The organism is Micromonospora sp. DSM 45708 (assembly GCF_039566955.1).
Classification (GTDB): Bacteria; Actinomycetota; Actinomycetes; order Mycobacteriales; family Micromonosporaceae; genus Micromonospora.
Map to the genome: position 1 here is coordinate 875583 of NZ_CP154796.1, position 19482 is coordinate 895064.

A 19482-nucleotide genomic window follows, 5' to 3' on the forward strand; every position below is an offset into this window, starting at 1 on the left:
ACCCCCGGCTGATGACCGGCCACGCGCCGGACGGCCCCGGCCTGCTGCGCAACTTCGTCGGCGGCGCGTTCGTCGACGCCGGTTCCCGGTTCACCAAGCGCAGCCCGGTGACCGGCGAGCCGGTCTTCGAGGTGGTGGAGGCCTCCTCGTCGGTGGTCGACGACGCGGTCGCCGCCGGCCGGGCGGCGCTGCGCGGCCCGTGGGGCCGGATGGGCGAGCGGGAACGCGCCGAGGTGCTGCGCCGGGTCGCCGACGAGTTGGAGCGCCGCTTCGACGACCTGGTCGCGGCCGAGGTGGCGGACACCGGCAAGGCCATCTCGCAGGCCCGCACGCTGGACATCCCGCGCGGCGCGGCCAACTTCCGGGCGTTCGCCGAGATCGTGGCGACCGCGCCGACCGAGTCGTTCACCACGGTCACCCCGACCGGCGGCCGGGCGCTCAACTACGCGGTCCGCAAGCCGGTCGGCGTGGTCGCCGTCATCGTGCCGTGGAACCTGCCGCTGCTGCTGCTCACCTGGAAGGTCGCCCCGGCGCTGGCCTGCGGCAACGCGGTGGTGGTCAAGCCCAGCGAGGAGACGCCGGCCTCGGCCACGCTGCTGGCCGAGGTGATGGCCGCGGCCGGCGTGCCGGACGGCGTGTTCAACCTGGTGCACGGCTTCGGGCCCGGCTCGGCCGGCGAGCACCTGACCCGGCACCCGGGCGTCGACGCGATCACGTTCACCGGCGAGTCGGCCACCGGCAGCGCCATCATGCGCGCCGCCGCCGACGGGGTGAAGGCGGTGAGCTTCGAGCTGGGCGGCAAGAACGCCGGCCTGGTCTTCGCCGACGCCGACCTGGACGCCGCGGTCGCCGGCTCGGTCCGGTCCAGCTTCACCAACGGCGGCCAGGTGTGCCTCTGCACCGAGCGGATCTACGTGCAGCGGCCGGTCTTCGAGGAGTTCACCGCGCGGCTGGCGAAGCGCGCCGACGAGCTGGCGTACGGCTGGCCGGCGGACGAGGCGACGGTGAACATGCCGCTGATCTCGCACGCCCACCGGGACAAGGTGCTCGGCCACTACGCGCTGGCCCGCACCGAGGGCGCCGAGGTGCGCGCCGGCGGCGGGACGCCCCGCTTCGGCGACGCCCGCGACGGCGGCGCGTACGTGCGGCCGACCGTGCTCACCGGCCTCGGGCCGGACGCCCGGACCAACCGCGAGGAGATCTTCGGGCCGGTGGTGCACGTCGCGCCGTTCGACGACGAGGAGGAGGCGTACGCGCTGGCCAACGGCACCGACTACGGCCTGGCGGCGACCGTCTGGACCCGGGACGTGGGCCGGGCGCACCGGGCCGGGGCGCGGCTGGACGCCGGCATCGTCTGGGTCAACACCTGGTTCCTGCGCGACCTGCGCACCCCGTTCGGCGGGGTGAAGGCGTCCGGGGTCGGCCGGGAGGGCGGCGTGCACTCGCTCGCCTTCTACTCGGAACTGACGAACGTCTGCGTGGACCTGACGTGAACGAGCGAGGAGCCGGCATGACCGTGGACATCGAGGCCGCCAACCGGGAACTCGCCGTGGCCCGGCAGGAGGGGAAGCCCTGCCCGCCGCTGCGCGGCCGGCTGCTGCCGGAGGGCGACGTCGAGGCCGCGTACCAGGCGCAGCAGGTCTACACCCGGCAGCGCCTCGGCAAGGGGCGCCGCCGGGTCGGCGCGAAGATCGGCCTGACCTCACGGGCGGTGCAGGAGAGCTTCGGCGTCTTCCAGCCCGACTTCGGGATGCTCTTCGACGACATGGCCGTCGGTGACGGCGTGGAGGTGCCGATCGACCGGCTGCTCCAGCCCCGGGTGGAGGCGGAGATCGCGTTCGTGCTCGGCGTCGACCTGCCGGACGAGCGGGTCACCACCGTCGACCTGATCCGGGCCGTGGACCACGTGCTGCCGGCCATCGAGATCGTCGACTCGCGGATCGCCGGCTGGGACATCTCCATCGTGGACACGATCGCGGACAACGCCTCCAGTGGGCTGTTCGTGCTCGGCACCGCGCCGCGCCGGCTGGCCGACGTGGACCTGCGGCTGTGCGGCATGGTGCTGGAGCACGCGGGCGAGCCGGTCTCGGTCGGCGCGGGCGCGGCCTGCCTCGGCAACCCGTTGCACGCGCTGGAGTGGCTGGCCGCCACGCTGGCCCGTGCCGGTGACCCGCTGAAGGCCGGTGACGTGGTGCTCTCCGGCGCGCTCGGCCCGATGGTGCCGGTCACGCCCGGCGCCGCGTACGAGGCGAGGATCTCCGGGCTCGGCTCGGTGCGTACCTGTTTCTCCCGGGAGGGTTCATGAGCACGACGGGTGTGGCGGTGCTGGGCTCGGGCAACATCGGCACCGACCTGATGATCAAGGTGCTGCGGCTCGGCACCGGACTGCGGATGGTCGCGATGGCCGGCATCGACCCGGCCTCGGACGGTCTGGCCCGGGCCCGCCGGCTCGGCGTGACCACCACCGCCGAGGGCGTCGACGGGCTGGTCGCGTTGCCCGAGTTCGCCGACGTCGAGCTGGTCTTCGACGCCACCTCGGCCGGCGCGCACCGCCGCCACGCCGAGGTGCTGCGCGCGCACGGCCGGACCGTTGTCGACCTGACCCCGGCCGCGATCGGCCCGTACGTGGTGCCGCCGGTCAACCTGGACGAGCACCTGGCCGAGCCGAACGTCAACATGGTCACCTGCGGCGGGCAGGCCACCGTGCCGATCGTGCACGCGGTCGGCCGGGTCACCCCGGTCGCGTACGGGGAGATCGTCGCCTCGATCGCGTCGAAGTCGGCCGGGCCGGGCACCCGCGCCAACATCGACGAGTTCACCGAGACCACCGCCCGGGCCATCGAGGTGGTCGGCGGCGCCGAACGCGGCAAGGCGATCATCGTGCTGAACCCGGCCGACCCGCCGCTGCTGATGCGGGACACCGTCTACTGCCTCTGCCCGGACGCCGACGCCGACCGCGCCGCGATCGCCGCCTCGGTGGCCGACATGGTGGCCACGGTGCAGGAGTACGTGCCCGGCTACCGGCTCAAGCAGGAGGTGCAGTTCGACCCGGTGGACACGTACGCGCCGGTGCTCGGCCGGCACGTCACCGGGCTTCAGGTGTCGGTGTTCCTGGAGGTCTCCGGTGCCGGGCACTACCTGCCCGCGTACGCCGGGAACCTGGACATCATGACGTCGGCCGCGCTGCGCACCGCCGAGCGACTGGTGGCCCTGCGCTCCTCGGAGGTGGCCGCGCGATGACCGACCTCTACATCCAGGACGTGACGCTGCGCGACGGCATGCACGCCATCGCCCACCGCTACACGGTCGACCAGGTGCGCACCATCGCCGCCGCGCTCGACGCCGCCGGGGTGGCCGCCATCGAGGTGGCGCACGGCGACGGGCTGGCCGGCTCCAGCGTCAACTACGGCCACGGCGCGGCCTCCGACGCGGAGTGGATCTCGGCCGCCGCCGAGGTGCTGACGAACGCCCGGCTCACCACGCTGCTGCTGCCCGGCATCGGCACCATCGCCGACCTGAAGGCGGCGAAGGCGCTCGGCGTGACGAGTGTGCGGATCGCCACCCACTGCACCGAGGCGGACATCTCCGCCCAGCACATCGCCTGGGCCCGGGAGAACGGCATGGACGTCGCCGGGTTCCTGATGATGTCGCACCTGAACGACCCGGCCGGGCTGGCCGCGCAGGCCAGGCTGATGGAGTCGTACGGCGCGCACTGCGTCTACGTCACCGACTCCGGGGGCCGGCTGCTGATGTCCGACGTGGCGCAACGCGTCGACGCGTACCGGCAGGTGCTGGCCCCGGAGACGCAGATCGGCATCCACGCGCACCACAACCTGTCGCTCGGCGTGGCCAACAGCGTGCTGGCCGTCGAGCACGGCCGGATCCTCGGCGACGGCCCGCTCGGGTCGCCGTCCGGGCGGACCGTCCGGGTGGACGCGTCGCTGGCCGGCATGGGCGCGGGCGCCGGCAACGCGCCGCTGGAGGTGTTCGTGGCGGTGGCCGAGCTGCACGGCTGGAAGCACGGCTGCGACGTGTTCGCGCTGATGGACGCCGCCGACGACCTGGTCCGCCCGTTGCAGGACCGGCCGGTGCAGGTGGACCGGGAGACGCTCTCCCTCGGGTACGCGGGCGTCTACTCCAGCTTCCTGCGGCACGCCGAGCGGGCCTCGGCGAAGTACGGCGTGGACGTGCGCTCGATCCTGGTCGAGCTGGGCCGCCGCCGGATGGTCGGCGGCCAGGAGGACATGATCGTGGACGTGGCACTGGACCTGGCCGGTAAGGAGAACTCATGATCGGGCCGGACGTCGCGGGGATCGCGGAGAAGCTGGGCGCGGCGGCCGACTCCGCCACCGCGATCGGACAGCTCGCCGCCGAGGCCGGCCTCGACGTGGACGCCGCGTACGCGGTGCAGGCCGCGCTGGTGCAGCGCCGCCTCGACCGCGGCGAGCGGCTGGTCGGCCTGAAGATGGGGCTGACCAGCAAGGCCAAGATGGCCCAGGTCGGCGTGGACGAGGTGATCTGGGGCCGGCTCACCGACGTGATGCGGGTGCCCGACGGCGGCACGGTCGACACCGGCGACTTCATCCACCCGCGGGTCGAGCCGGAGGTGGCGTTCCTGCTGGACCGGCTGCCCGAGCCCGGCGAGCCGGTCGGCTCGTTCACCCGGGCCGTCCGCGCGGTCGCCCCGGCGATCGAGCTGATCGACTCCCGGTACGCGAACTTCACGTTCTCGCTGCCGGACGTGGTCGCGGACAACACCTCGGCCGCCGCGTTCGCGATCGGGCCCTGGTCACCGGTGCCGGACGGGCTGGACAATCTCGGTGTGCTGCTGGAGGTCGACGGGCGGGTGGCGCAGGTCGGCTCCACCGCGGCCATCCTCGGTGACCCGCGTCGCGCGCTCGACGAGGGCCTGCGGCTGGCCGGCCGGCACGGTGTCCGGCTGCGCAAGGGCTGGGTGTTCCTGGCCGGCGCGGCCACCGCCGCGGTGCCGCTGCGACCCGGCGCGCACGTGCGCGCCGTGGTGGAGAAGCTCGGGTCCGCCACGCTGAGGGCCCGCCCATGACCGCCCGGGTCGTCGCCGGGAAGGCCGTGCCGCGCGGCGCGTTCCCGCACGTCAAGGTGGCGGGCGGGTTCGTCTTCGTCTCCGGTACGTCGTCGCGCCGGCCGGACAACACGTTCGCCGGTGTGTCGGTGGACGAGTTCGGCACCACCGACCTGGACATCCGGGCGCAGACCCGGGCCGTGGTCGAGAACATCCGGGACCTGCTCCGGTCGGTGGGCGCGGAGCTGACCGACCTGGTGCAGGTCACCAGCTACCTGGTCAACATGAACGACTTCGGCGGCTACAACGAGGTGTGGGCGGAGTTCTTCGACGCCACCGGGCCGACCCGGACCACGGTGGCCGTGCACCAGCTTCCGCACCCGCACCTGCTGATCGAGATGCAGGCCGTCGCCCTACTGTCGTCGGGAGGTCCGTCATGAGTGAGATCGCCGAGCCGTTCAGCTTCTCCGGCTGGATCGGGGAGAACCAGCACCTGCTCAAGCCGCCGGTGGGCAACAAGGAGATGCTGCCCGGCAGCGACGACTTCATCGTCATGGTGGTGGGCGGGCCGAACCAGCGCACCGACTTCCACGTCGACCCGTACGAGGAGTTCTTCTACCAGGTCAAGGGCAACATGCACGTCAACCTGATGACGCCCGAGGGGCCGCGTACGGTGCACGTGCGTGAGGGGCAGATGTGGATGCTGCCGCGCAACACCCCGCACTCGCCGCAGCGTCCGGAGGCCGGCTCGATCGGCATGGTGATCGAGCGGGTCCGCGAGGAGGGCACGCTGGAGAAGTTCCAGTGGTACTGCGCCGAGTGCAGCAACAAGGTGCACGAGGTGGAGTTGCAGGTGCGCGACATCGCCGCCGACCTGCCCCCGGTCTTCGCCGCGTTCTACGCCGACGAGAAGGCCCGCACCTGCGACAACTGCGGCGCGCTGCACCCGGGCAAGGGCTGATGCCGGTGCCGGTGGTCGATGTGCACACGCACGTCGTACCGAAGGGATGGCCGGACCTCGCGGTGGCCTGCGGCGGGTCCGGTTGGCCCTGGTTGCGGGTGGACTCCGAGCGTGCCGCGATGATCATGGTGGGGGAGACGGAGTTCCGTCCGGTCGGCGCGGCGTGCTGGGACGCGCCCACCCGGCTCGCCGACATGACCACCGACGGCGTCGACGTCCAGGTCGTCTCGCCGACCCCGGTCTTCTTCGGCTACGACCGTCCGGCCGACCAGGCGGTCAAGGTGGCCCGGATCTTCAACGACCTCACGCTGGAGGTCACCGCCGCCGGTGGCGACCGGCTGGTGCCGTTCTGCCAGGTGCCGTTGCAGGACCCGGACGCCGCCTGCGCCGAGCTGGACCGCTGCCTCGCGGCCGGGCACGCCGGTGTGGAGATCGGCAACCATGTCGGCGACCGGGACCTCGACGACGCCGGCATCGTGGCGTTCCTGACCCACTGCGCCGAGGTCGGCGCGCCGGTCTTCGTGCACCCGTGGGACATGCCCGGCGGGCCCCGCCTGAACCGGTGGATGGCCCGCTGGTTGACCGGCATGCCGGCGGAGACGCACCTGTCGGTGCTGGCGCTGATCCTCGGCGGCGTGTTCGACCGGGTGCCGGAGACGCTGCGGATCTGTTTCGCGCACGGCGGCGGCAGCTTCCCGTTCTGGCTGGGCCGCGCCGACAACGCCTGGCACCGCCGCGGCGACCTGGTACGCGGCGCGTCCACCGCGCCGCCCAGCTCGTACGTCGACCGGTTCAGCGTCGACTCGGTGGTCTTCGAGCCGGCCGCGCTGCGCCTGCTGGTGGACACCATGGGCGCCGACCGGGTGCTGCTCGGCAGCGACTACCCGTACCCGCTGGGGGAGCGGCCGGTCGGGCAGGTGGTGCACCGCTCCGACTTCCTCACCGACGCGCAGCGGGCCGCGCTGCTCGGCGGCAACGCGCTGCGCTTCCTCGGCCGCTGACGGCTGCGCGGGCGGGCGCGTCCGTCGCCCTGGAGACGACGGACGCGCCCGGCGCCGCTCAGGAGTGCGGGCAGGTGTCGCGGTACTCCTCGATGGCGCTGCCTTGGGGCGCCGGGCAGAGGAACTGCTCGTAGCGGGTGTCGTCGTCGACGAACCGCTTGAGCCAGGAGATGCTGTACTTCGCGACGGTCACGTTCGGCGAGGTCGGCGCCGAGTGGGTCGCCGCGTTCAACTCCAGGTACGCCTTGTCCAGGGTCGCCGGCAGGCTGGTGTAGAACGGCTCCGAGTGCGACGACACCGGTGCCACCGTGTCGTTCTCGGCGCCGACGACAAGCGTCGGCACGCGGACCGACGACCAGTTCTTCACGGTGTGCCAGCCGGTCAGCGGGATCGCCGCCTGAAGGGCGGGCCGGGCGTTGGCCGCCGACAGGCTGCCGCCACCGCCCATCGAGTGCCCCATCACGGCCAGCCGGTTGCGGTCGATCCGGGTCCGCACCGCGCTGGTGCCGGCCAGGTAGTCCAGGGCGGCCAGGAGCTGGGTGCCCCGGCTGGCCGGCTGGTCGTAGACGGAGAGCGTGTCGATGGTGATGACCACGAAGCCCTGGGACGCCAGGCGCGGTCCGAGCCAGGCGACCGAGGACTGGCTGGCGGTGAACCCGGGGGAGATGGCCACCGCGCCGAACGTGCCCTCGGCGGTGCTGGTCGGGTAGTAGATCGTGCCGCCCCGGAATCCGCTCACGCTGGACGCGGGCACCGTGGTCTGGGCGGTGGCGAACGGACCCTGGGCGGCCTCGATGCTGGCCACCGTGGGCGCGGGACCCCGCTCGTAGGGGTTCGCGGCCAGCGGGGCGACCGGGGCGCCGTCGCGGGCCCCGGCCGGCGTCGCGGGCAGCGTGGCGAGACCGGCGGCGGTCAGGGCGAGGGCGAGCAACGGGCGGAGGGTACGCGGCAGGCGGCGGCGGGCCGGCCGGCCCCGGGGCGGGCGGTCGTGCGGGGCGGTGATGGGCTGCACGGCATGCTCCTGGCGGTGGTCGGGGCGGAAATCGATCGAAGATGACCGATGAGTTGATGGTCCGTGCCGGGTCCACCGGGCGACAATCCCGATCCGGTCATGCCAGCCGGGTATGGGCCGGGCCGCGGCCCGGCCGGACGTGTCGCCCGGCGGTCCGGCCACCGAGCGGGCAGGATGGTGGCCATGGCCGAGCCGCACGACCTGACCGCGCTGGAGCAGGCCGCCGCGATCCGCCGGGGCGAACTGTCCAGCCTGGAGCTGGTCGAGCACCACCTGCGCCGGGTCGACGCGCTCGGCGACACCGTCGGCGCGTTCGTCACGGTTACCGCCGAGCGCGCCCGAGCCGCCGCGCGGGCCGCCGACGCCGTGGCGGTGGGCGAGCACGGCCCGCTGCACGGCGTGCCGACCGCGATCAAGGACCTGACGCTGACCGCCGGCGTCCGGACCACGTTCGGCTCGGCCGCGTTCGCCGACTTCGTCCCGCCGGTCGACGCCGACGTGGTCCGCTTCCTGGCCGGCGCCGGGCTGGTCAGCCTCGGCAAGACCACCACCTCCGAGCTGGGCTGCTCGCTCTACTCCGAGGGGCGGGTCGCGCCGCCGGCCCGCAACCCGTGGGACCTGGCGTACACCGCGGGCGGGTCCAGCGGCGGCGCGGCGGCGGCGGTCGCCGCCGGCCTGGTGCCGGTCGCGCAGGGCTCCGACGGCGGTGGCTCGCTGCGCATCCCGGCCGCGCTCTGCGGTCTGGTCGGCCACAAGCCGAGCCGGGGTCTGGTCTCCGGCGGCCCGCTCGGCTTCGGCGCGTTCGGGCTGCCCACCAACGGTCCGCTCGGCCGCACCGTCGCCGACGTGGCGGCGCTGCTCGACGTGCTGGCGCAACCGGCGCCCGGCGAGCCCTACCTGCCGCCGGCCGCGCCCGCCGGCGGCTACCTCGGCGTCGCCCGCGCCGCCCGGCCCGGCCGGCTGCGGATCGGCCGCTTCACCACCGGGATGCTCGCCGACGAGCCGGTCCACCCCGACTGCGTGACCGCTGTCGACCGGGCCGCCGCGCTGCTCGCCGACGCCGGCCACGACGTGGTCGAGGTCCCCGCGCCGCTCGGCCCGGAGGTGTGGCCGATGTTCGAAACCGTCTGGTACGCGCTGGCGCTCGCCCCCGTTCCGGCCGGGCGGGAGGGCGAGCTGCTGCCGTTGACCCGGTTCCTGCGCGAGCGCGGCGAGGCGGTCGGCGCGGCCCGACTGATGGCCGCGCTCGGCGAACTCCAGGCCCAGGTCCGCCGCGGCGCACGCCGGACCGCCGGCTGTGACCTGCTGCTCTGCCCCACCCTGGCGGCCCCGCAGGCACCGGTCGGCGCGTTCGCCGCGCTCGACCCGGCGGAGGATTTCGACCGGCAGCGGCGCTTCTCGCCGTACTGCGCGGTCTTCAACGTCACCGGCGACCCGTCCGTTTCGCTGCCGGTCGGCCGGACCGCCGAGGGCCTGCCGGTCGGGGTGCTGCTCACCGGCCGCTACGGCGACGACGCCACGCTGATCGCCACTGCCGCGCAACTGGAGCACTGCTGTGGCGGATGGGATCAGCACCCCGCAATCTGGCGGGCCGTCGACTCCGCTAACGTGAACATCACAAGCGAGGTCGGGCGCGGCCCGTCGTGACCGTCCGTCCGACCCGGAACATTCCTGGTCTCTCTTCCGCCTGGGGGCGTTGGGATTGTCTGTTACCGAGACGTTGGTGGTCTTCGTCGGCATCCCGGTCGCCGCGGTGCTGGTGATCGCCGGTCTGGCGGCTGCCGGCAGCCGTGGCCACGGTGGCGTCGCCAAGCGCTACCGGCCGGGCCGGCCCTTCGACTTCACTCCGGTCTGGTTCCTGGGCCGTCCGGAGCAGCTGGCCGACTCGGCCGGCACCGCGCTGACCGCCGGCGCGCAGGCGCCGGCGCTGACCAGCCACAAGCAGGAGCAGGCCGGCCGGGAGGCGCCGGCCGGTGGAACCGGAGGCGCAAGTGACCGTTGGTGAAGCGCGGCCCACGACCGGGACGGGCACCCCGCCCGACGTGCTGGACGGGCCGTTCTCGACCCGGCAGCTGCTCCGCATCGACGAGGCGCTCCGCCTGGCCGACCAGGGCACCGGCCTGGTCTTCTCGGTCTACGTGGGCGGCCTCGACGAGCCGATCCGCGAGCACGCCGAGCGGCTGCACCGGCAGCTCGCCGAGCCGGACCGGTCGGTGCTGATCGCGGTGTCGCCCAACCAGCGGCAACTGGAGATCGTCACCGGCAAGTACGCCCGCAAGCGCATCCCGGACACGTACGCGAAGCTGGCCGCGCTCTCCATGGTGGCGTCCTTCGGCGGCGGCGACCTCGCGGGGGGCGTCATCCAGGGCCTCGACCAGCTCGCCAGCCACGCCGGCAAGGGCTGAGCGCCGCCCCGCACACACGACGAAGCCCGGCCCGCGTAACGCGTGGACCGGGCTTTCTCGTGGGCTCAGCGGGGCCAGGCGGAGGGGTCCAGCCGCATCGGCCACGGCTCGTCGATCTGCGCCGGATCGTCGGGGCCGAGCGTCCCGACCAGGTCGTAGTGCACGCCCTTGGTCAGTTGGTAGCGATGGATGACCGGCCCGAACTCACCCCGCTCCACCCGCCAGTAGTGCGGGATGCCGGCCTCGGCGTAGACGGATGGCTTGGTGAAGCGGTCGTGCCGCCGACTGCTCGGCGACTCCACCTCCACCACCAGCGCCACGTCGGCCGCGTGCAGCCACAGGCCGTCGCGCGGGGCATTCGGCTTGACCACGCTGATGTCGGGAATGAGATTGCTGCCAGGCGCGCGGAGACCGGCTTCCCGGATGACCCGCCATCCTTCAGGCGCAGTGAGACGTAGCGCCATGCGCAGATCGTCAGCCAGCTCCTGGTGGGCGAACCCCGGAGGTGGAGCCACGTGGAGGCTCCCGTCGATGATCTCGTAGCGGTTCCCGTCCTCGGGCAGGCTGAACAGATCCTGTTCCCGCCAGTCGCGCTCGGGCGGCCGCCATTCGTAGATCGGCTGTGCCATCACGTCCACCTCCTCCGTACACGATAAAGGGCCGGGGCCGGCGCGGGCTTCCACCCGCGCCGGCCCCGGCCGTCGTACCGCTGATCAGGCGCTGCGGGCGTCCCGCTCGCGGGCCTTCAACGCGCGGACCACGCCGTCGCGCCCCTCGGCCACCAGGCGACGCAGCGACGCCGGCTGACCGTCGCGGGCCAGCCACGCGTCGGTGGCCGCGACGGTGTCCTCCTCGACCAGGTACGCCGGGTAGGCGAGCTGCACGAACTCCTGCGCCGGCTCGCTGTCCCGCTGCGCCCACACCTGGTCGACGGCGGCGAAGTAGCGCTCCCGGTAGGGCGCGGTCAGCTCCACCTGCGCCGGGTGGGTGAAACCCTGCAACAGCGCGCGGTTGCGCCAGTTGGGCAGCGCGTCCGGGCCGGTGAGCTGCGCCCACACCGCGGCCTTGTTCGCCTCGGTCGGCACCAGCGCGTGCGCGTACGCGGCCTCCCGCTCGCCGCTGGCGGTGCGGTCGCCCGCCAGCTCGGCGTCCACCTCGGCGGTTCCGGCCGCGCCGTTGGCGACAAGCGACTGCAACACGCTCCACCGCAGCTCGGTGTCGACGGTCAGGCCGGCCGGCACCCCGCTGCCGGCCAACCAGCCGCGCAGCGTCGCCAGGTCCTCGCCGGAGCGGGCCGACGAGGCGTACGCCCGGGCCCAGGCGAGCTGGAAACCGCTGCCCGGTTCCGCCGCGGCGAGCGCGGTCCGCGCGGTACGGGCCAGGTCGGCCCAGCCCGTCGGCGCCCACGCCGGGTCGGCGTAGAAGGTGAGCGCGGTGGTCGCCTGCCGCAGCGTGGCGGTGACCAGGTTGATGTCGGTCTCGGCGGTCAGCCCGGCCAGCACCAGCGCCACGTAGTCCCGGGCGGACAGCTCGGCGTCGCGGGTCATGTCCCAGGCGGCCGTCCAGCACAGCGCGCGGGCCAGCGACGAGTCGAAGCCGGCGATGTGCTGCACCACCGTCGACATGGACCGCTCGTCCAGCCGCAGCTTGGTGTAGGTGAGGTCCTCGTCGTTGAGCAGCAGCACGTCGGCGGCGGGCCGGCCGTGCAGCGCGGTCAGCTCGGTCAGCTCGCCGGTCACGTCCACCTCGACCAGCTCGCGCCGGACCAGCCGGCCGTCGGTCAGGTCGTAGAGGCCCACCCCGATCCGGTGGGTCCGCAGCGTCGGGTGCCCGGTCGGCGCCTCCTGCCGCACCACCACCCGCTCGTACGCGCCGTCGGCGCCGATGGTCAACTCCGGACGCAGCGTGTTGACCTGCGCGGTCTCCAGCCACTGGGCGGCGAACTTGCGCAGCTCCCGGCCGGAGGCCGCCTCCAGTTCGGAGAGCAGGTCGTCGAAGGTGGCGTTGCCCCAGGCGTGCTTGCCGAAGTAGGCCCGCAGGCCGGCCAGGAACGGCTCCTCGCCCACGTACGCGACGAGCTGCTTGAGCACGCTGGCGCCCTTGGCGTACGTGATGCCGTCGAAGTTGACCTCGACCGCCTCCAGGTCCGGCATCTCGCAGTAGACCGGGTGGGTGGAGGAGAGCTGGTCCTGCCGGTAGCCCCAGTTCTTGCGGATGGACAGGAACGTCGTCCAGGCGTCGGTGAAGCGGGTGGCGTGGGTGTTGCACCAGTGGCTGGCCCACTCGGCGAACGACTCGTTCAGCCACAGGTCGTTCCACCAGCGCATGGTGACCAGGTCACCGAACCACATGTGCGCCAGCTCGTGCAGGATCGTGTTGGCGCGCTGCTCGTACTCGAAGTCGGTGACCTGCGAGCGGAAGATGTAGTGCGACTCGGCGTGCGTGACGCAGCCGAAGTTCTCCATCGCGCCGGCGTTGAAGTCCGGCACCCAGAGCTGGTCGTACTTGGGCAGCGGGTAGCGCACGCCGAACTTCTCCTGGAAGAAGTCGAAGCCCTGCGTGGTGATCAGGTGCAGGTCGTCCGCGTCGAGGTGGGGCGCCATGCTGGCCCGGCAGAAGTAGCCCATGTCGATGCCGTCGTGGGTGTGACGCACCTCGTGGTACGGCCCGGCGCACAGCGCGGTGATGTAGGTGCTCATCCGCTCGGACCGGGCGAAGTGCAGCGTCTTCATGCCCTCGTCGGCGGCCTCCTCCCCGGCCACCGGCATGTTCGACACGACCTTCCAGTGGTCCGGGACGGTGGCGTGCCAGGTGTAGACGCTCTTCAGGTCGGGCTGGTCGAAACAGGCGAAGACCCGCTGCGCGTCGGCGGTCTCGAACTGGCTGTAGAGATAGGTCTCGCCGTCGACCGGGTCGACGGTGCGGTGCAGGCCCTGGCCGCTGTTCGAGTAGCCGAAGTCGGCGTCGACCACGAGGACGTTCTCGGCGGCCAGCCCGGTCAGCGTGAGGCCCTGCTCGGCGGACCAGCCGGACAGGTCGACCGGCTCACCGTTCAGCGTGGCCGACCGCACCGCGTCGGCGGCCACCTCGATGAACGTGGTCGCCCCCGGCTCGGCGCAGCGGAACCGGACCTCGGTCACCGAGCGGAACGTGCGGCCGGTGGGCTGCACGGCGGTCGACAGGTCGAGGTTGATGTCGTACCCGGTCACCTCGAGCAGGCGGGCCCGCTCGATCGCCTCGACCTGGGTCAGGTTGCGCACTCCCGGCACTGTTCGTCTCCATCCCAGTCGTCTCGCCGCGCCCCTCGGCACCGGCCTCCCCGTCCGCTCGTGACGGGCGGTCCGAAACCGAGTCTTCCATGCAGACGCCGCATTCGGCGGCCGAGGTCAGGCTCTCATTCGGGTGCATGTCGATGTGGCGCGGGGGGAGGATCGAAGGTAAAGGCGCCGGGACCCCGGCGCGGGGAAGACCGAAGGGACGGCACCGTGACCGAACGTATCACCGCGGACATGTGGTTCGACCCGATCTGCCCGTGGGCGTGGATCACCTCCCGATGGCTGCTGGAGGTCCAGCAGATTCGGGACGTGGACATCCGGTTCCACGTGATGAGCCTGTCCGTGCTCAACGAGGGCCGGGACCTGCCCGAGGAATACCAGGACGCGATGCGCAAGGGCTGGGGCCCGGTCCGGGTGTGCATCGCCGTCGAGCAGGCGCACGGCGCCGAGACGCTGGCGAGGCTCTACACCGCCATGGGCACCCGGATCCACCTCGGCAAGGAGGAGGTGGGCCGGGACATGCTGGCGGGCGCGCTCACCGACGTCGGGCTGGACCCGGGACTCGCCGACGCCGCCGAGTCGACGCAGTACGACGCCGCGCTGCGGGCCAGCCACGAGGCCGGCATGCGCCCGGTCGGCACCGAGGTCGGCACCCCCGTCATCCACGCGCCCGGCCCGGACGGCGGCCAGGTCGCGTTCTTCGGCCCGGTGATCACTCCGGCGCCGAAGGGCGAGGCGGCCGGCCGGCTCTGGGACGGCGTGCTGCTGGTCTCCGCGACGCCCGGCTTCTACGAACTCAAGCGCACCCGCACCCAGGCCCCCATCTTCGACTGAGGTGTAAGGAGGGGCCCCCGGTTAACGCCTCCCGCAGAGGAGGGGGCCCCGCTCAACAACCCGCGCCGCCCGTCACCGGGTCGGTGCGGGGCTCGTTTCACCGGGTGTCCCAGCCGGCGGCCCGATCGCCGCCGCACCCCGGCAGCTCCTGGAGGCGTTCCGCATGGGTAAGCACCGCCGCCTGTCCGACGACGCGCCGCAGCCGGCGACCGAGGATTCCGGTGCGACGTACTGGTCGGTGGCCGATGGTGACTGGCCCGCCGGGCTGGCCGACCTGCTTGCTCCGCCCATCGTGGTCGGTGTGGCCCGGGTGGTGGCCACCTCGAGGATGACTCCGCCCGAGGCGGGCCGCCCCGCCCGCGTTCCGACCCGGTCCGGCGCCGCCGCCCACCCGGCCGCGGCGGGGGCGACGACGGTACGCCTCAACGCCGGCTCCCGCCCGACCGCGCCGGCCCGACGCCCGGCCGGTCCGGGCCGTCACCGCGACCCCGTGGCCTGAGCGCCGCTGTTGAGAGGGGGCCCCGCCGCTACCTGAGGCGTTAACCGGGGGCCCCTCCTTTCACCAGGTGGAAGGGGGCGAGTCCGGCGGCGGGGGCGACGGGGGCGCGGGTAGCGTCAGCGGGCATGACGGTCGTGCATCCGATCGCCCGGGCCTGGATCACCACTGGCGGCACCGGCGCGCAGAACTACGACGAGTTCGCCGACGACGCGGAGATCACCGCCATCGTCGAGGCGAATCCGCACAGTGCCCTGGGCATCGAAATGCCCCACCGGGCGCCGGGCAGCCTGGGGAAGTCCTTTCTCGACGCGCTCCCCGACGCGGTGTCCCGCCTCGCCGAGGCCAAGGCGGACGGCAGCTACACCCCGGCCGAGCAGGTGGTGGTGCTCTACCGGATCAGCGCGCCGGGGGAGGAGAACGCGTACGGGCTGTGGGCCATGGTCGACACCGACCAGATCTCCACCCGCGCCGACGAGCCGGGCCTGGTGATCCGCAACGAGGACGTGTTCATCGCCAAGGTGCGGGAGCGCGTCGCGTTGGCCGAGGCCGTCGGCCACCTGCTCTCCCCCGTACTCCTGCTCCAGACCGGGCGCGGCGACGAGCTGCACGCGGCGCTCGCGGCGGCGACCGAGACGGCCGGCGCGCCCGCCGCGACCGACGTCGACCAGTCCGGCCGGACGCACGCGATCTGGCTGGTCGGCCCCGGCCCCGCCCAGGACGAGCTGACCGCGCTGGCCGGTGGCGGCGAGCTGGTGGTCGCGGACGGCAACCACCGCAGCCTGGCCGCGCAGACCGGCGGCTTCCCGCGCTTCCTCTCCGTGATCACCACGCCCGCGTCGGTCGCCATCCAGCCCTACAACCGGCTGGTCAGCGAGCTGACCACCACCCCGGACGAGCTGCTCGACCGGCTCCGCGCCGCCGGCGCCGAGGTCACCCCGACCGACGGCCCGGTCGGCGTCCCGGCGACCGGCGGCGCCGTGCACCTGCACCTCGCCGGCCGGGGGTACGCGGTGACGCTGCCGCACGTCGGCGCCGGCCGGCTGGAGAACCTCGACCACGCGCTGGTCGAGCGGCTGCTGCTGCGTGACGCGCTGGGCCTCGACCCGGGCGACAAGCGGATCACGTACGTGGGCGGCGACTACCCGGCGAGCTGGCTGACCGGTGAGGTCGACGCCGGCCGGGCCGAGCTGGCCGTGCTGGTGGCGCCGGTGACCGTGGACGACTTCGTCGCGGTCAACCTGGCCCGGGAGAAGATGCCGCGCAAGAGCACCTGGTTCACCCCGAAGGCGCGGGCCGGCCTGGTGGTCGCCGAGTTGCCCCGCTGACCGTCCGTGTGACGAATCCGCCTCCGGGTCGCCGCCCGCGCGTCGGCCCGGGGGCGGGCCTGTCAGACTGCGCGGTATGCGCGTCTATCTGGGATCCGACCACGCCGGTTTCGAGCTGAAGGTGCACCTGGCCAACCATCTGGCCAAGCAGGGCTACGAGGTGGTGGACGTGGGTCCGCACGCCTTCGACCCGGACGACGACTACCCGGCGTTCTGCCTGCACACCGGCGACCGGGTGGTCGGCGACCCGGGCAGCCTCGGCGTGGTGATCGGCGGCTCCGGCAACGGCGAGCAGATCGCCGCGAACAAGGTGGCCGGCGTCCGGGCGGCGCTCGCCTGGAACATCGACACCGCCCAGCTGTCCCGGGAGCACAACGACGCCAACGTCATCGCGATCGGCGCGCGACAGCACACGCTGGACGAGGCCACCGCCCTGGTCGAGGCGTTCCTGACCACGGCGTTCTCCGGCAACCCCCGGCACAGCCGGCGCATCGCCCAGGTGGCCGACTACGAGCAGAGCCGCCGGCTGCCGGAGCTGCCGGCCTGACGTGTGCGGCCGGGCCGGTCCGGCCGACGCGGTGGTCAGCGTCCGCCGCGCGGCAGGTCCTCGCGGGGCACCCAGTTGCGGCGCACCAGCACCACCCGCGCCTCGGCCTCGGCGAGGTCGTCCTCGCCGGGGCGGGCGGCGTCCCGGGCCCGCAGCGCGGCGGTGACGCTCACCTGCGACGACCCCGAACCGACGAGACCGCGTAGCCCCCGTTCGCCCTCATCGGCGGACGGGGCGCCGCGTCGTCCCCGCGGCTCCGAAGGCTCCAGCTCGGCGCGTCGGGCGCCGCGCGGCGCCCGGCGGCCGTCCTCCGACGATTCCGGCTCGGCGCGTCGGGCGACGCGGGGCGGTCGGGGGATGACGTCGTCGTCGACCGCGGCCGTGGTCGCGTTCGTCTCCCCGGCCGACGGCGGCTCGGTCGCCTCGCCGTGATGCCGCAGTCTCCGCCGCCGCCGCTCCGCCTCACCCACCCCCCGACCGTACCGCCCCGCCCCACCGCCCACCCCCCGTCCACCACCCCGGGTTCCTCGGGGCCACCGTCGGACGATCATGAAGTCGGCGGGGACGATCCGGACACACCGCACCGCCAACCTCATGATCACCGACGCGGGCCGGGGCCGGGTGGGTCAGAAGGTCTCCATGGGGGACGGGGCGCGGTGCCAGGTGAACGCGGGGGCGGTGGCGGTCAGCGTGTTCGGGAGCAGTTCGCGGACGCGGCCGGCGGCGGCCAGCGCGGCCGGCGTGGTGCCGCCCAGATGGAGCTCGCCGAGCGCGCGGACGTCGCAGGCCAGCCCGGCCGGCGCGGTGGTGGCCGTGCACTCCGCGCCCGCCGGCCCGCCGACCAGCCGCCACCGGCCGGTGTTCTCCGGCAGCAGCTCGTCGGTGACCTCGATCACCACGTCCACGTCGGTGGCGTACCGGCGGGCGGCGAGCGCGGCCGGCACGTCCACCACCCGCACCCAGAGCGCGTCGGCGAGCTGCGGGGCGAGCTGGCGGGGCTCGTCCACCAGGCGCAGCAGCGGCTCGTCCACGGCGGCGACGGGGAACGACAGCCGCCGGGTCAGGTCGACGGAGAGCAGCAGCCGCCACAGCGCCAGGGACGCCTCCGGCGTGACGGCCACCACCTCGCCGACCTGCACCTCGCCCCGGGGGACGTCGCCGATCCAGGCTTCCTTCGTCCGGTAGAGCGCGTACCCGTCGAGCCCGTCCGGGCCGTCGTGCAGCAGCACCCGCCGTTCGGTGGCGCCGCCCCGTCGCCCCTTCGCGTCCGCCAGCACGTACGCCCACCAGCGCTCGTCCCGCCGGGACCAGCCGGGCCGGTCGGCGCGCGCCCGCTCGTACAGCCGGGCCAACTCGGCGGCGTGCGGGGCCGGCCGGTCCAGGCGCAGCGTGCCCTCGGCGGGCGTCGGGGCGGGCAGCCGCAGCCCGGTGGTGTCCGCGGTCAGCATCAGCCGCTGCGCCGCCGAGCCGTAGCCGAAGCGGGGATAGATGCGGCCCTCGCTGGCCCAGAGCACCGCGACCGGCTCCCGGCCGGCGTCGCGGACCTCGCGCAACTGCCGGCGCATCAGCCCGGTGAGCAGGCCGCGACGGCGGTGCGTCGGGGCGACCGCCACCATGCTCACGTGCGCGGCCGGCACGCTCCCGCCCGGCACGGCCAGCTCGCGGCTGAACGCGGCGGCGTGCGCGACCACCGTCTGACCGTCGCGGACCAGCAGGGACCGTTCCGGCTCGAAGATCGGGCGCTCGACCTCCTGCACCTCGGGGTCGAGGTCGCCGTGGAAGGCGAACGCCAGGAAGGCGGCGATCTCGTCGAAGTCGTCGGCCCGGGGCACCACCGCGTCGCTCATCGCACGTGTGTACCCCATCGCCCTCGGGGTCGGCACCCTATTTGCCGGGTGGCTACCCTCGACTACGAGGCGGACGTCGGTCGAGGGGGAGGACGAGGCATGGCGGACCAGACACAGCCGTGGGCGGAGCGCACCGTGGAGGTGCCGCCCCGACCGGGGGTGGTGCCCTCCCAGCGGGACGCGTTCCAGCGCGGGGTGGCGGCGGTCGGCCGGCCGCGTACGCCCCGGACCGAGCAGTTCCCCACCGTCGAGCAGGGGGTGTCCGGCGACTGGGCCGACGCGCCGGCGCCGCGCCGGTCGATGAGCTGGCACCTCGCGCAGGCCCGCCGGGGCGGGGAGTGGAGCGCGGCCGGCGCCCTGTTCACGTTCGTCTGCTGGGGCATCTGGGCGATCTCCGGCCGGGGCAACCTGGTCGCCCCGCTGCTCACGTTCGTGCTCAGCCTGCTCACCGCGGTCGGCCTGTTCGCGCTGGCCCGGCTGCTCGGCCGGCTGATCCTGGAGCGGCAGCTCGGTCGGGTGCGCCGCAGCGCGCGGGGCGCGCACATGATCACGGCGTTGTTCCTGGCCGGCGTCGGGGTGGCCTACCTCCAGCAGACCGAGTGGGTGGTCTCGGCCTGGAACTGGGTCACCGGCAACTGACGTCCGGGACGCGCGGGCGGGTCGGCGTCGGAAGCCGCCGCCCGCCCGGGCCCCGGTCGCGGTACGCCGCGACGCCGGCCGTCACTCCACCAGGAC

General features: G+C 73.9%; 21 protein-coding genes. 16 read left to right on the forward strand and 5 right to left on the reverse strand.

What is annotated here, in order from left to right; genetic code table 11:
• Positions 1 to 11: 11 nt before the first annotated feature.
• From VKK44_RS04260 to VKK44_RS04295, 8 genes are read left to right on the forward strand one after another with little or no spacing between them, the layout of a single operon-like run.
• Positions 12 to 1493, forward strand: a complete 1482-nt coding sequence (locus VKK44_RS04260) for a 2-hydroxymuconic semialdehyde dehydrogenase (protein ID WP_343447661.1) — start codon at positions 12 to 14, stop codon at positions 1491 to 1493.
• Positions 1494 to 1510: 17 nt separating this feature from the next.
• Positions 1511 to 2305: a 2-keto-4-pentenoate hydratase gene (locus VKK44_RS04265; protein WP_343445529.1), complete on the forward strand. Its 795-nt coding sequence runs from the start codon at positions 1511 to 1513 to the stop codon at positions 2303 to 2305.
• Positions 2302 to 3240, forward strand: a complete 939-nt coding sequence (locus tag VKK44_RS04270; RefSeq protein ID WP_343445530.1) for an acetaldehyde dehydrogenase (acetylating) — start codon at positions 2302 to 2304, stop codon at positions 3238 to 3240. The genes VKK44_RS04265 and VKK44_RS04270 overlap by 4 nt, the downstream gene beginning before the upstream one ends.
• Positions 3237 to 4292, forward strand: a complete 1056-nt coding sequence (dmpG, locus tag VKK44_RS04275) for a 4-hydroxy-2-oxovalerate aldolase (RefSeq protein WP_343445531.1) — start codon at positions 3237 to 3239, stop codon at positions 4290 to 4292. Before VKK44_RS04270 ends, dmpG begins: the two co-directional genes overlap by 4 nt.
• Positions 4289 to 5062 carry a 2-keto-4-pentenoate hydratase gene (locus VKK44_RS04280; RefSeq protein ID WP_343445532.1) on the forward strand — a complete coding sequence of 258 codons (774 nt, stop codon included), beginning with the start codon at positions 4289 to 4291 and terminating at the stop codon, positions 5060 to 5062. The genes dmpG and VKK44_RS04280 overlap by 4 nt, the downstream gene beginning before the upstream one ends.
• Entirely contained in the window at positions 5059 to 5481 is a 423-nt protein-coding gene (locus VKK44_RS04285) for a RidA family protein (RefSeq protein WP_343445533.1), read from the forward strand. The genes VKK44_RS04280 and VKK44_RS04285 overlap by 4 nt, the downstream gene beginning before the upstream one ends.
• On the forward strand, positions 5478 to 6002 hold the full coding sequence (locus tag VKK44_RS04290) for a 3-hydroxyanthranilate 3,4-dioxygenase (protein ID WP_343445534.1): 525 nt from the start codon (positions 5478 to 5480) through the stop codon (positions 6000 to 6002). The genes VKK44_RS04285 and VKK44_RS04290 overlap by 4 nt, the downstream gene beginning before the upstream one ends.
• On the forward strand, positions 6002 to 7003 hold the full coding sequence (locus tag VKK44_RS04295; protein WP_343445535.1) for an amidohydrolase family protein: 1002 nt from the start codon (positions 6002 to 6004) through the stop codon (positions 7001 to 7003). The genes VKK44_RS04290 and VKK44_RS04295 overlap by 1 nt, the downstream gene beginning before the upstream one ends.
• 58 nt (positions 7004 to 7061) lie before the next feature.
• On the opposite strand, the gene VKK44_RS04300 is transcribed toward VKK44_RS04295, so the two are convergent.
• A complete protein-coding gene (locus VKK44_RS04300) occupies positions 7062 to 8006 on the reverse strand; it encodes a poly(ethylene terephthalate) hydrolase family protein (RefSeq protein ID WP_343447662.1) in 945 nt (314 codons plus the stop codon).
• Positions 8007 to 8198: 192 nt separating this feature from the next.
• On the opposite strand from VKK44_RS04300, the gene VKK44_RS04305 reads away from it, so the two are divergent.
• The 3 genes from VKK44_RS04305 to VKK44_RS04315 are packed head-to-tail and all read left to right on the forward strand — an operon-like array spanning position 8199 to position 10420.
• Positions 8199 to 9662 (forward strand): amidase, encoded by a 1464-nt coding sequence (locus tag VKK44_RS04305; protein ID WP_343445536.1) that lies wholly within the window; start codon positions 8199 to 8201, stop codon positions 9660 to 9662.
• Between the two features lie 55 nt (positions 9663 to 9717).
• Entirely contained in the window at positions 9718 to 10020 is a 303-nt protein-coding gene (ctaJ, locus tag VKK44_RS04310; RefSeq protein ID WP_458351603.1) for an aa3-type cytochrome oxidase subunit CtaJ, read from the forward strand.
• Positions 10007 to 10420: a DUF5130 family protein gene (locus tag VKK44_RS04315; protein ID WP_343445537.1), complete on the forward strand. Its 414-nt coding sequence runs from the start codon at positions 10007 to 10009 to the stop codon at positions 10418 to 10420. The genes ctaJ and VKK44_RS04315 overlap by 14 nt, the downstream gene beginning before the upstream one ends.
• Positions 10421 to 10485: 65 nt before the next feature.
• Here VKK44_RS04315 and VKK44_RS04320 read toward each other — a convergent pair whose 3' ends face one another.
• Together VKK44_RS04320 and pepN are read right to left on the reverse strand one after the other, a co-directional pair.
• Positions 10486 to 11049 carry a Uma2 family endonuclease gene (locus tag VKK44_RS04320; protein ID WP_343445538.1) on the reverse strand — a complete coding sequence of 188 codons (564 nt, stop codon included), beginning with the start codon at positions 11047 to 11049 and terminating at the stop codon, positions 10486 to 10488.
• Positions 11050 to 11133: 84 nt separating this feature from the next.
• A complete protein-coding gene (pepN, locus tag VKK44_RS04325; RefSeq protein WP_343445539.1) occupies positions 11134 to 13680 on the reverse strand; it encodes an aminopeptidase N in 2547 nt (848 codons plus the stop codon).
• A 225-nt stretch (positions 13681 to 13905) separates the two neighbouring features.
• On the opposite strand from pepN, the gene VKK44_RS04330 reads away from it, so the two are divergent.
• The 4 genes from VKK44_RS04330 to VKK44_RS04345 all read left to right on the forward strand — a co-directional run bounded on the left by VKK44_RS04330 (position 13906) and on the right by VKK44_RS04345 (position 16900).
• Positions 13906 to 14529, forward strand: a complete 624-nt coding sequence (locus VKK44_RS04330) for a mycothiol-dependent nitroreductase Rv2466c family protein (protein ID WP_343445540.1) — start codon at positions 13906 to 13908, stop codon at positions 14527 to 14529.
• A 163-nt stretch (positions 14530 to 14692) separates the two neighbouring features.
• Positions 14693 to 15028 (forward strand): hypothetical protein, encoded by a 336-nt coding sequence (locus tag VKK44_RS04335; protein WP_343445541.1) that lies wholly within the window; start codon positions 14693 to 14695, stop codon positions 15026 to 15028.
• 125 nt (positions 15029 to 15153) lie between these two features.
• Positions 15154 to 16353 (forward strand): DUF1015 family protein, encoded by a 1200-nt coding sequence (locus tag VKK44_RS04340; RefSeq protein WP_343445542.1) that lies wholly within the window; start codon positions 15154 to 15156, stop codon positions 16351 to 16353.
• Positions 16354 to 16429: 76 nt separating this feature from the next.
• Positions 16430 to 16900, forward strand: a complete 471-nt coding sequence (locus VKK44_RS04345) for a ribose-5-phosphate isomerase (protein WP_343445543.1) — start codon at positions 16430 to 16432, stop codon at positions 16898 to 16900.
• A gap of 35 nt (positions 16901 to 16935) precedes the next feature.
• Here the strand turns inward: VKK44_RS04345 and VKK44_RS04350 are convergent, their stop codons facing one another.
• Both VKK44_RS04350 and VKK44_RS04355 read right to left on the reverse strand, forming a co-directional pair.
• Positions 16936 to 17370 (reverse strand): hypothetical protein, encoded by a 435-nt coding sequence (locus tag VKK44_RS04350; RefSeq protein WP_343445544.1) that lies wholly within the window; start codon positions 17368 to 17370, stop codon positions 16936 to 16938.
• A gap of 156 nt (positions 17371 to 17526) precedes the next feature.
• Positions 17527 to 18747, reverse strand: coding sequence for a GNAT family N-acetyltransferase (locus VKK44_RS04355; RefSeq protein WP_343445545.1), 1221 nt, complete (start codon positions 18745 to 18747; stop codon positions 17527 to 17529).
• A gap of 99 nt (positions 18748 to 18846) precedes the next feature.
• Between VKK44_RS04355 and VKK44_RS04360 the strand changes: the two genes are divergently transcribed.
• Positions 18847 to 19386 (forward strand): hypothetical protein, encoded by a 540-nt coding sequence (locus tag VKK44_RS04360; RefSeq protein ID WP_343445546.1) that lies wholly within the window; start codon positions 18847 to 18849, stop codon positions 19384 to 19386.
• Positions 19387 to 19482 lie beyond the last annotated feature (96 nt).

What these genes read in the sequence shown, in the direction of transcription:
- VKK44_RS04260 (WP_343447661.1), top strand. Translation starts at nt 12, where the DNA reads ATGACCGGCCACGCGCCGGACGGCCCCGGCCTGCTGCGCAACTTCGTC.
- VKK44_RS04265 (WP_343445529.1), top strand. Translation starts at nt 1,511, where the DNA reads ATGACCGTGGACATCGAGGCCGCCAACCGGGAACTCGCCGTGGCCCGG.
- VKK44_RS04270 (WP_343445530.1), top strand. Translation starts at nt 2,302, where the DNA reads ATGAGCACGACGGGTGTGGCGGTGCTGGGCTCGGGCAACATCGGCACC.
- dmpG (WP_343445531.1), top strand. Translation starts at nt 3,237, where the DNA reads ATGACCGACCTCTACATCCAGGACGTGACGCTGCGCGACGGCATGCAC.
- VKK44_RS04280 (WP_343445532.1), top strand. Translation starts at nt 4,289, where the DNA reads ATGATCGGGCCGGACGTCGCGGGGATCGCGGAGAAGCTGGGCGCGGCG.
- VKK44_RS04285 (WP_343445533.1), top strand. Translation starts at nt 5,059, where the DNA reads ATGACCGCCCGGGTCGTCGCCGGGAAGGCCGTGCCGCGCGGCGCGTTC.
- VKK44_RS04290 (WP_343445534.1), top strand. Translation starts at nt 5,478, where the DNA reads ATGAGTGAGATCGCCGAGCCGTTCAGCTTCTCCGGCTGGATCGGGGAG.
- VKK44_RS04295 (WP_343445535.1), top strand. Translation starts at nt 6,002, where the DNA reads ATGCCGGTGCCGGTGGTCGATGTGCACACGCACGTCGTACCGAAGGGA.
- VKK44_RS04305 (WP_343445536.1), top strand. Translation starts at nt 8,199, where the DNA reads ATGGCCGAGCCGCACGACCTGACCGCGCTGGAGCAGGCCGCCGCGATC.
- VKK44_RS04320 (WP_343445538.1), bottom strand. Translation starts at nt 11,049, where the DNA reads ATGGCACAGCCGATCTACGAATGGCGGCCGCCCGAGCGCGACTGGCGG.
- VKK44_RS04335 (WP_343445541.1), top strand. Translation starts at nt 14,693, where the DNA reads ATGGGTAAGCACCGCCGCCTGTCCGACGACGCGCCGCAGCCGGCGACC.
- VKK44_RS04340 (WP_343445542.1), top strand. Translation starts at nt 15,154, where the DNA reads ATGACGGTCGTGCATCCGATCGCCCGGGCCTGGATCACCACTGGCGGC.
- VKK44_RS04345 (WP_343445543.1), top strand. Translation starts at nt 16,430, where the DNA reads ATGCGCGTCTATCTGGGATCCGACCACGCCGGTTTCGAGCTGAAGGTG.
- VKK44_RS04355 (WP_343445545.1), bottom strand. Translation starts at nt 18,747, where the DNA reads ATGAGCGACGCGGTGGTGCCCCGGGCCGACGACTTCGACGAGATCGCC.
- VKK44_RS04360 (WP_343445546.1), top strand. Translation starts at nt 18,847, where the DNA reads ATGGCGGACCAGACACAGCCGTGGGCGGAGCGCACCGTGGAGGTGCCG.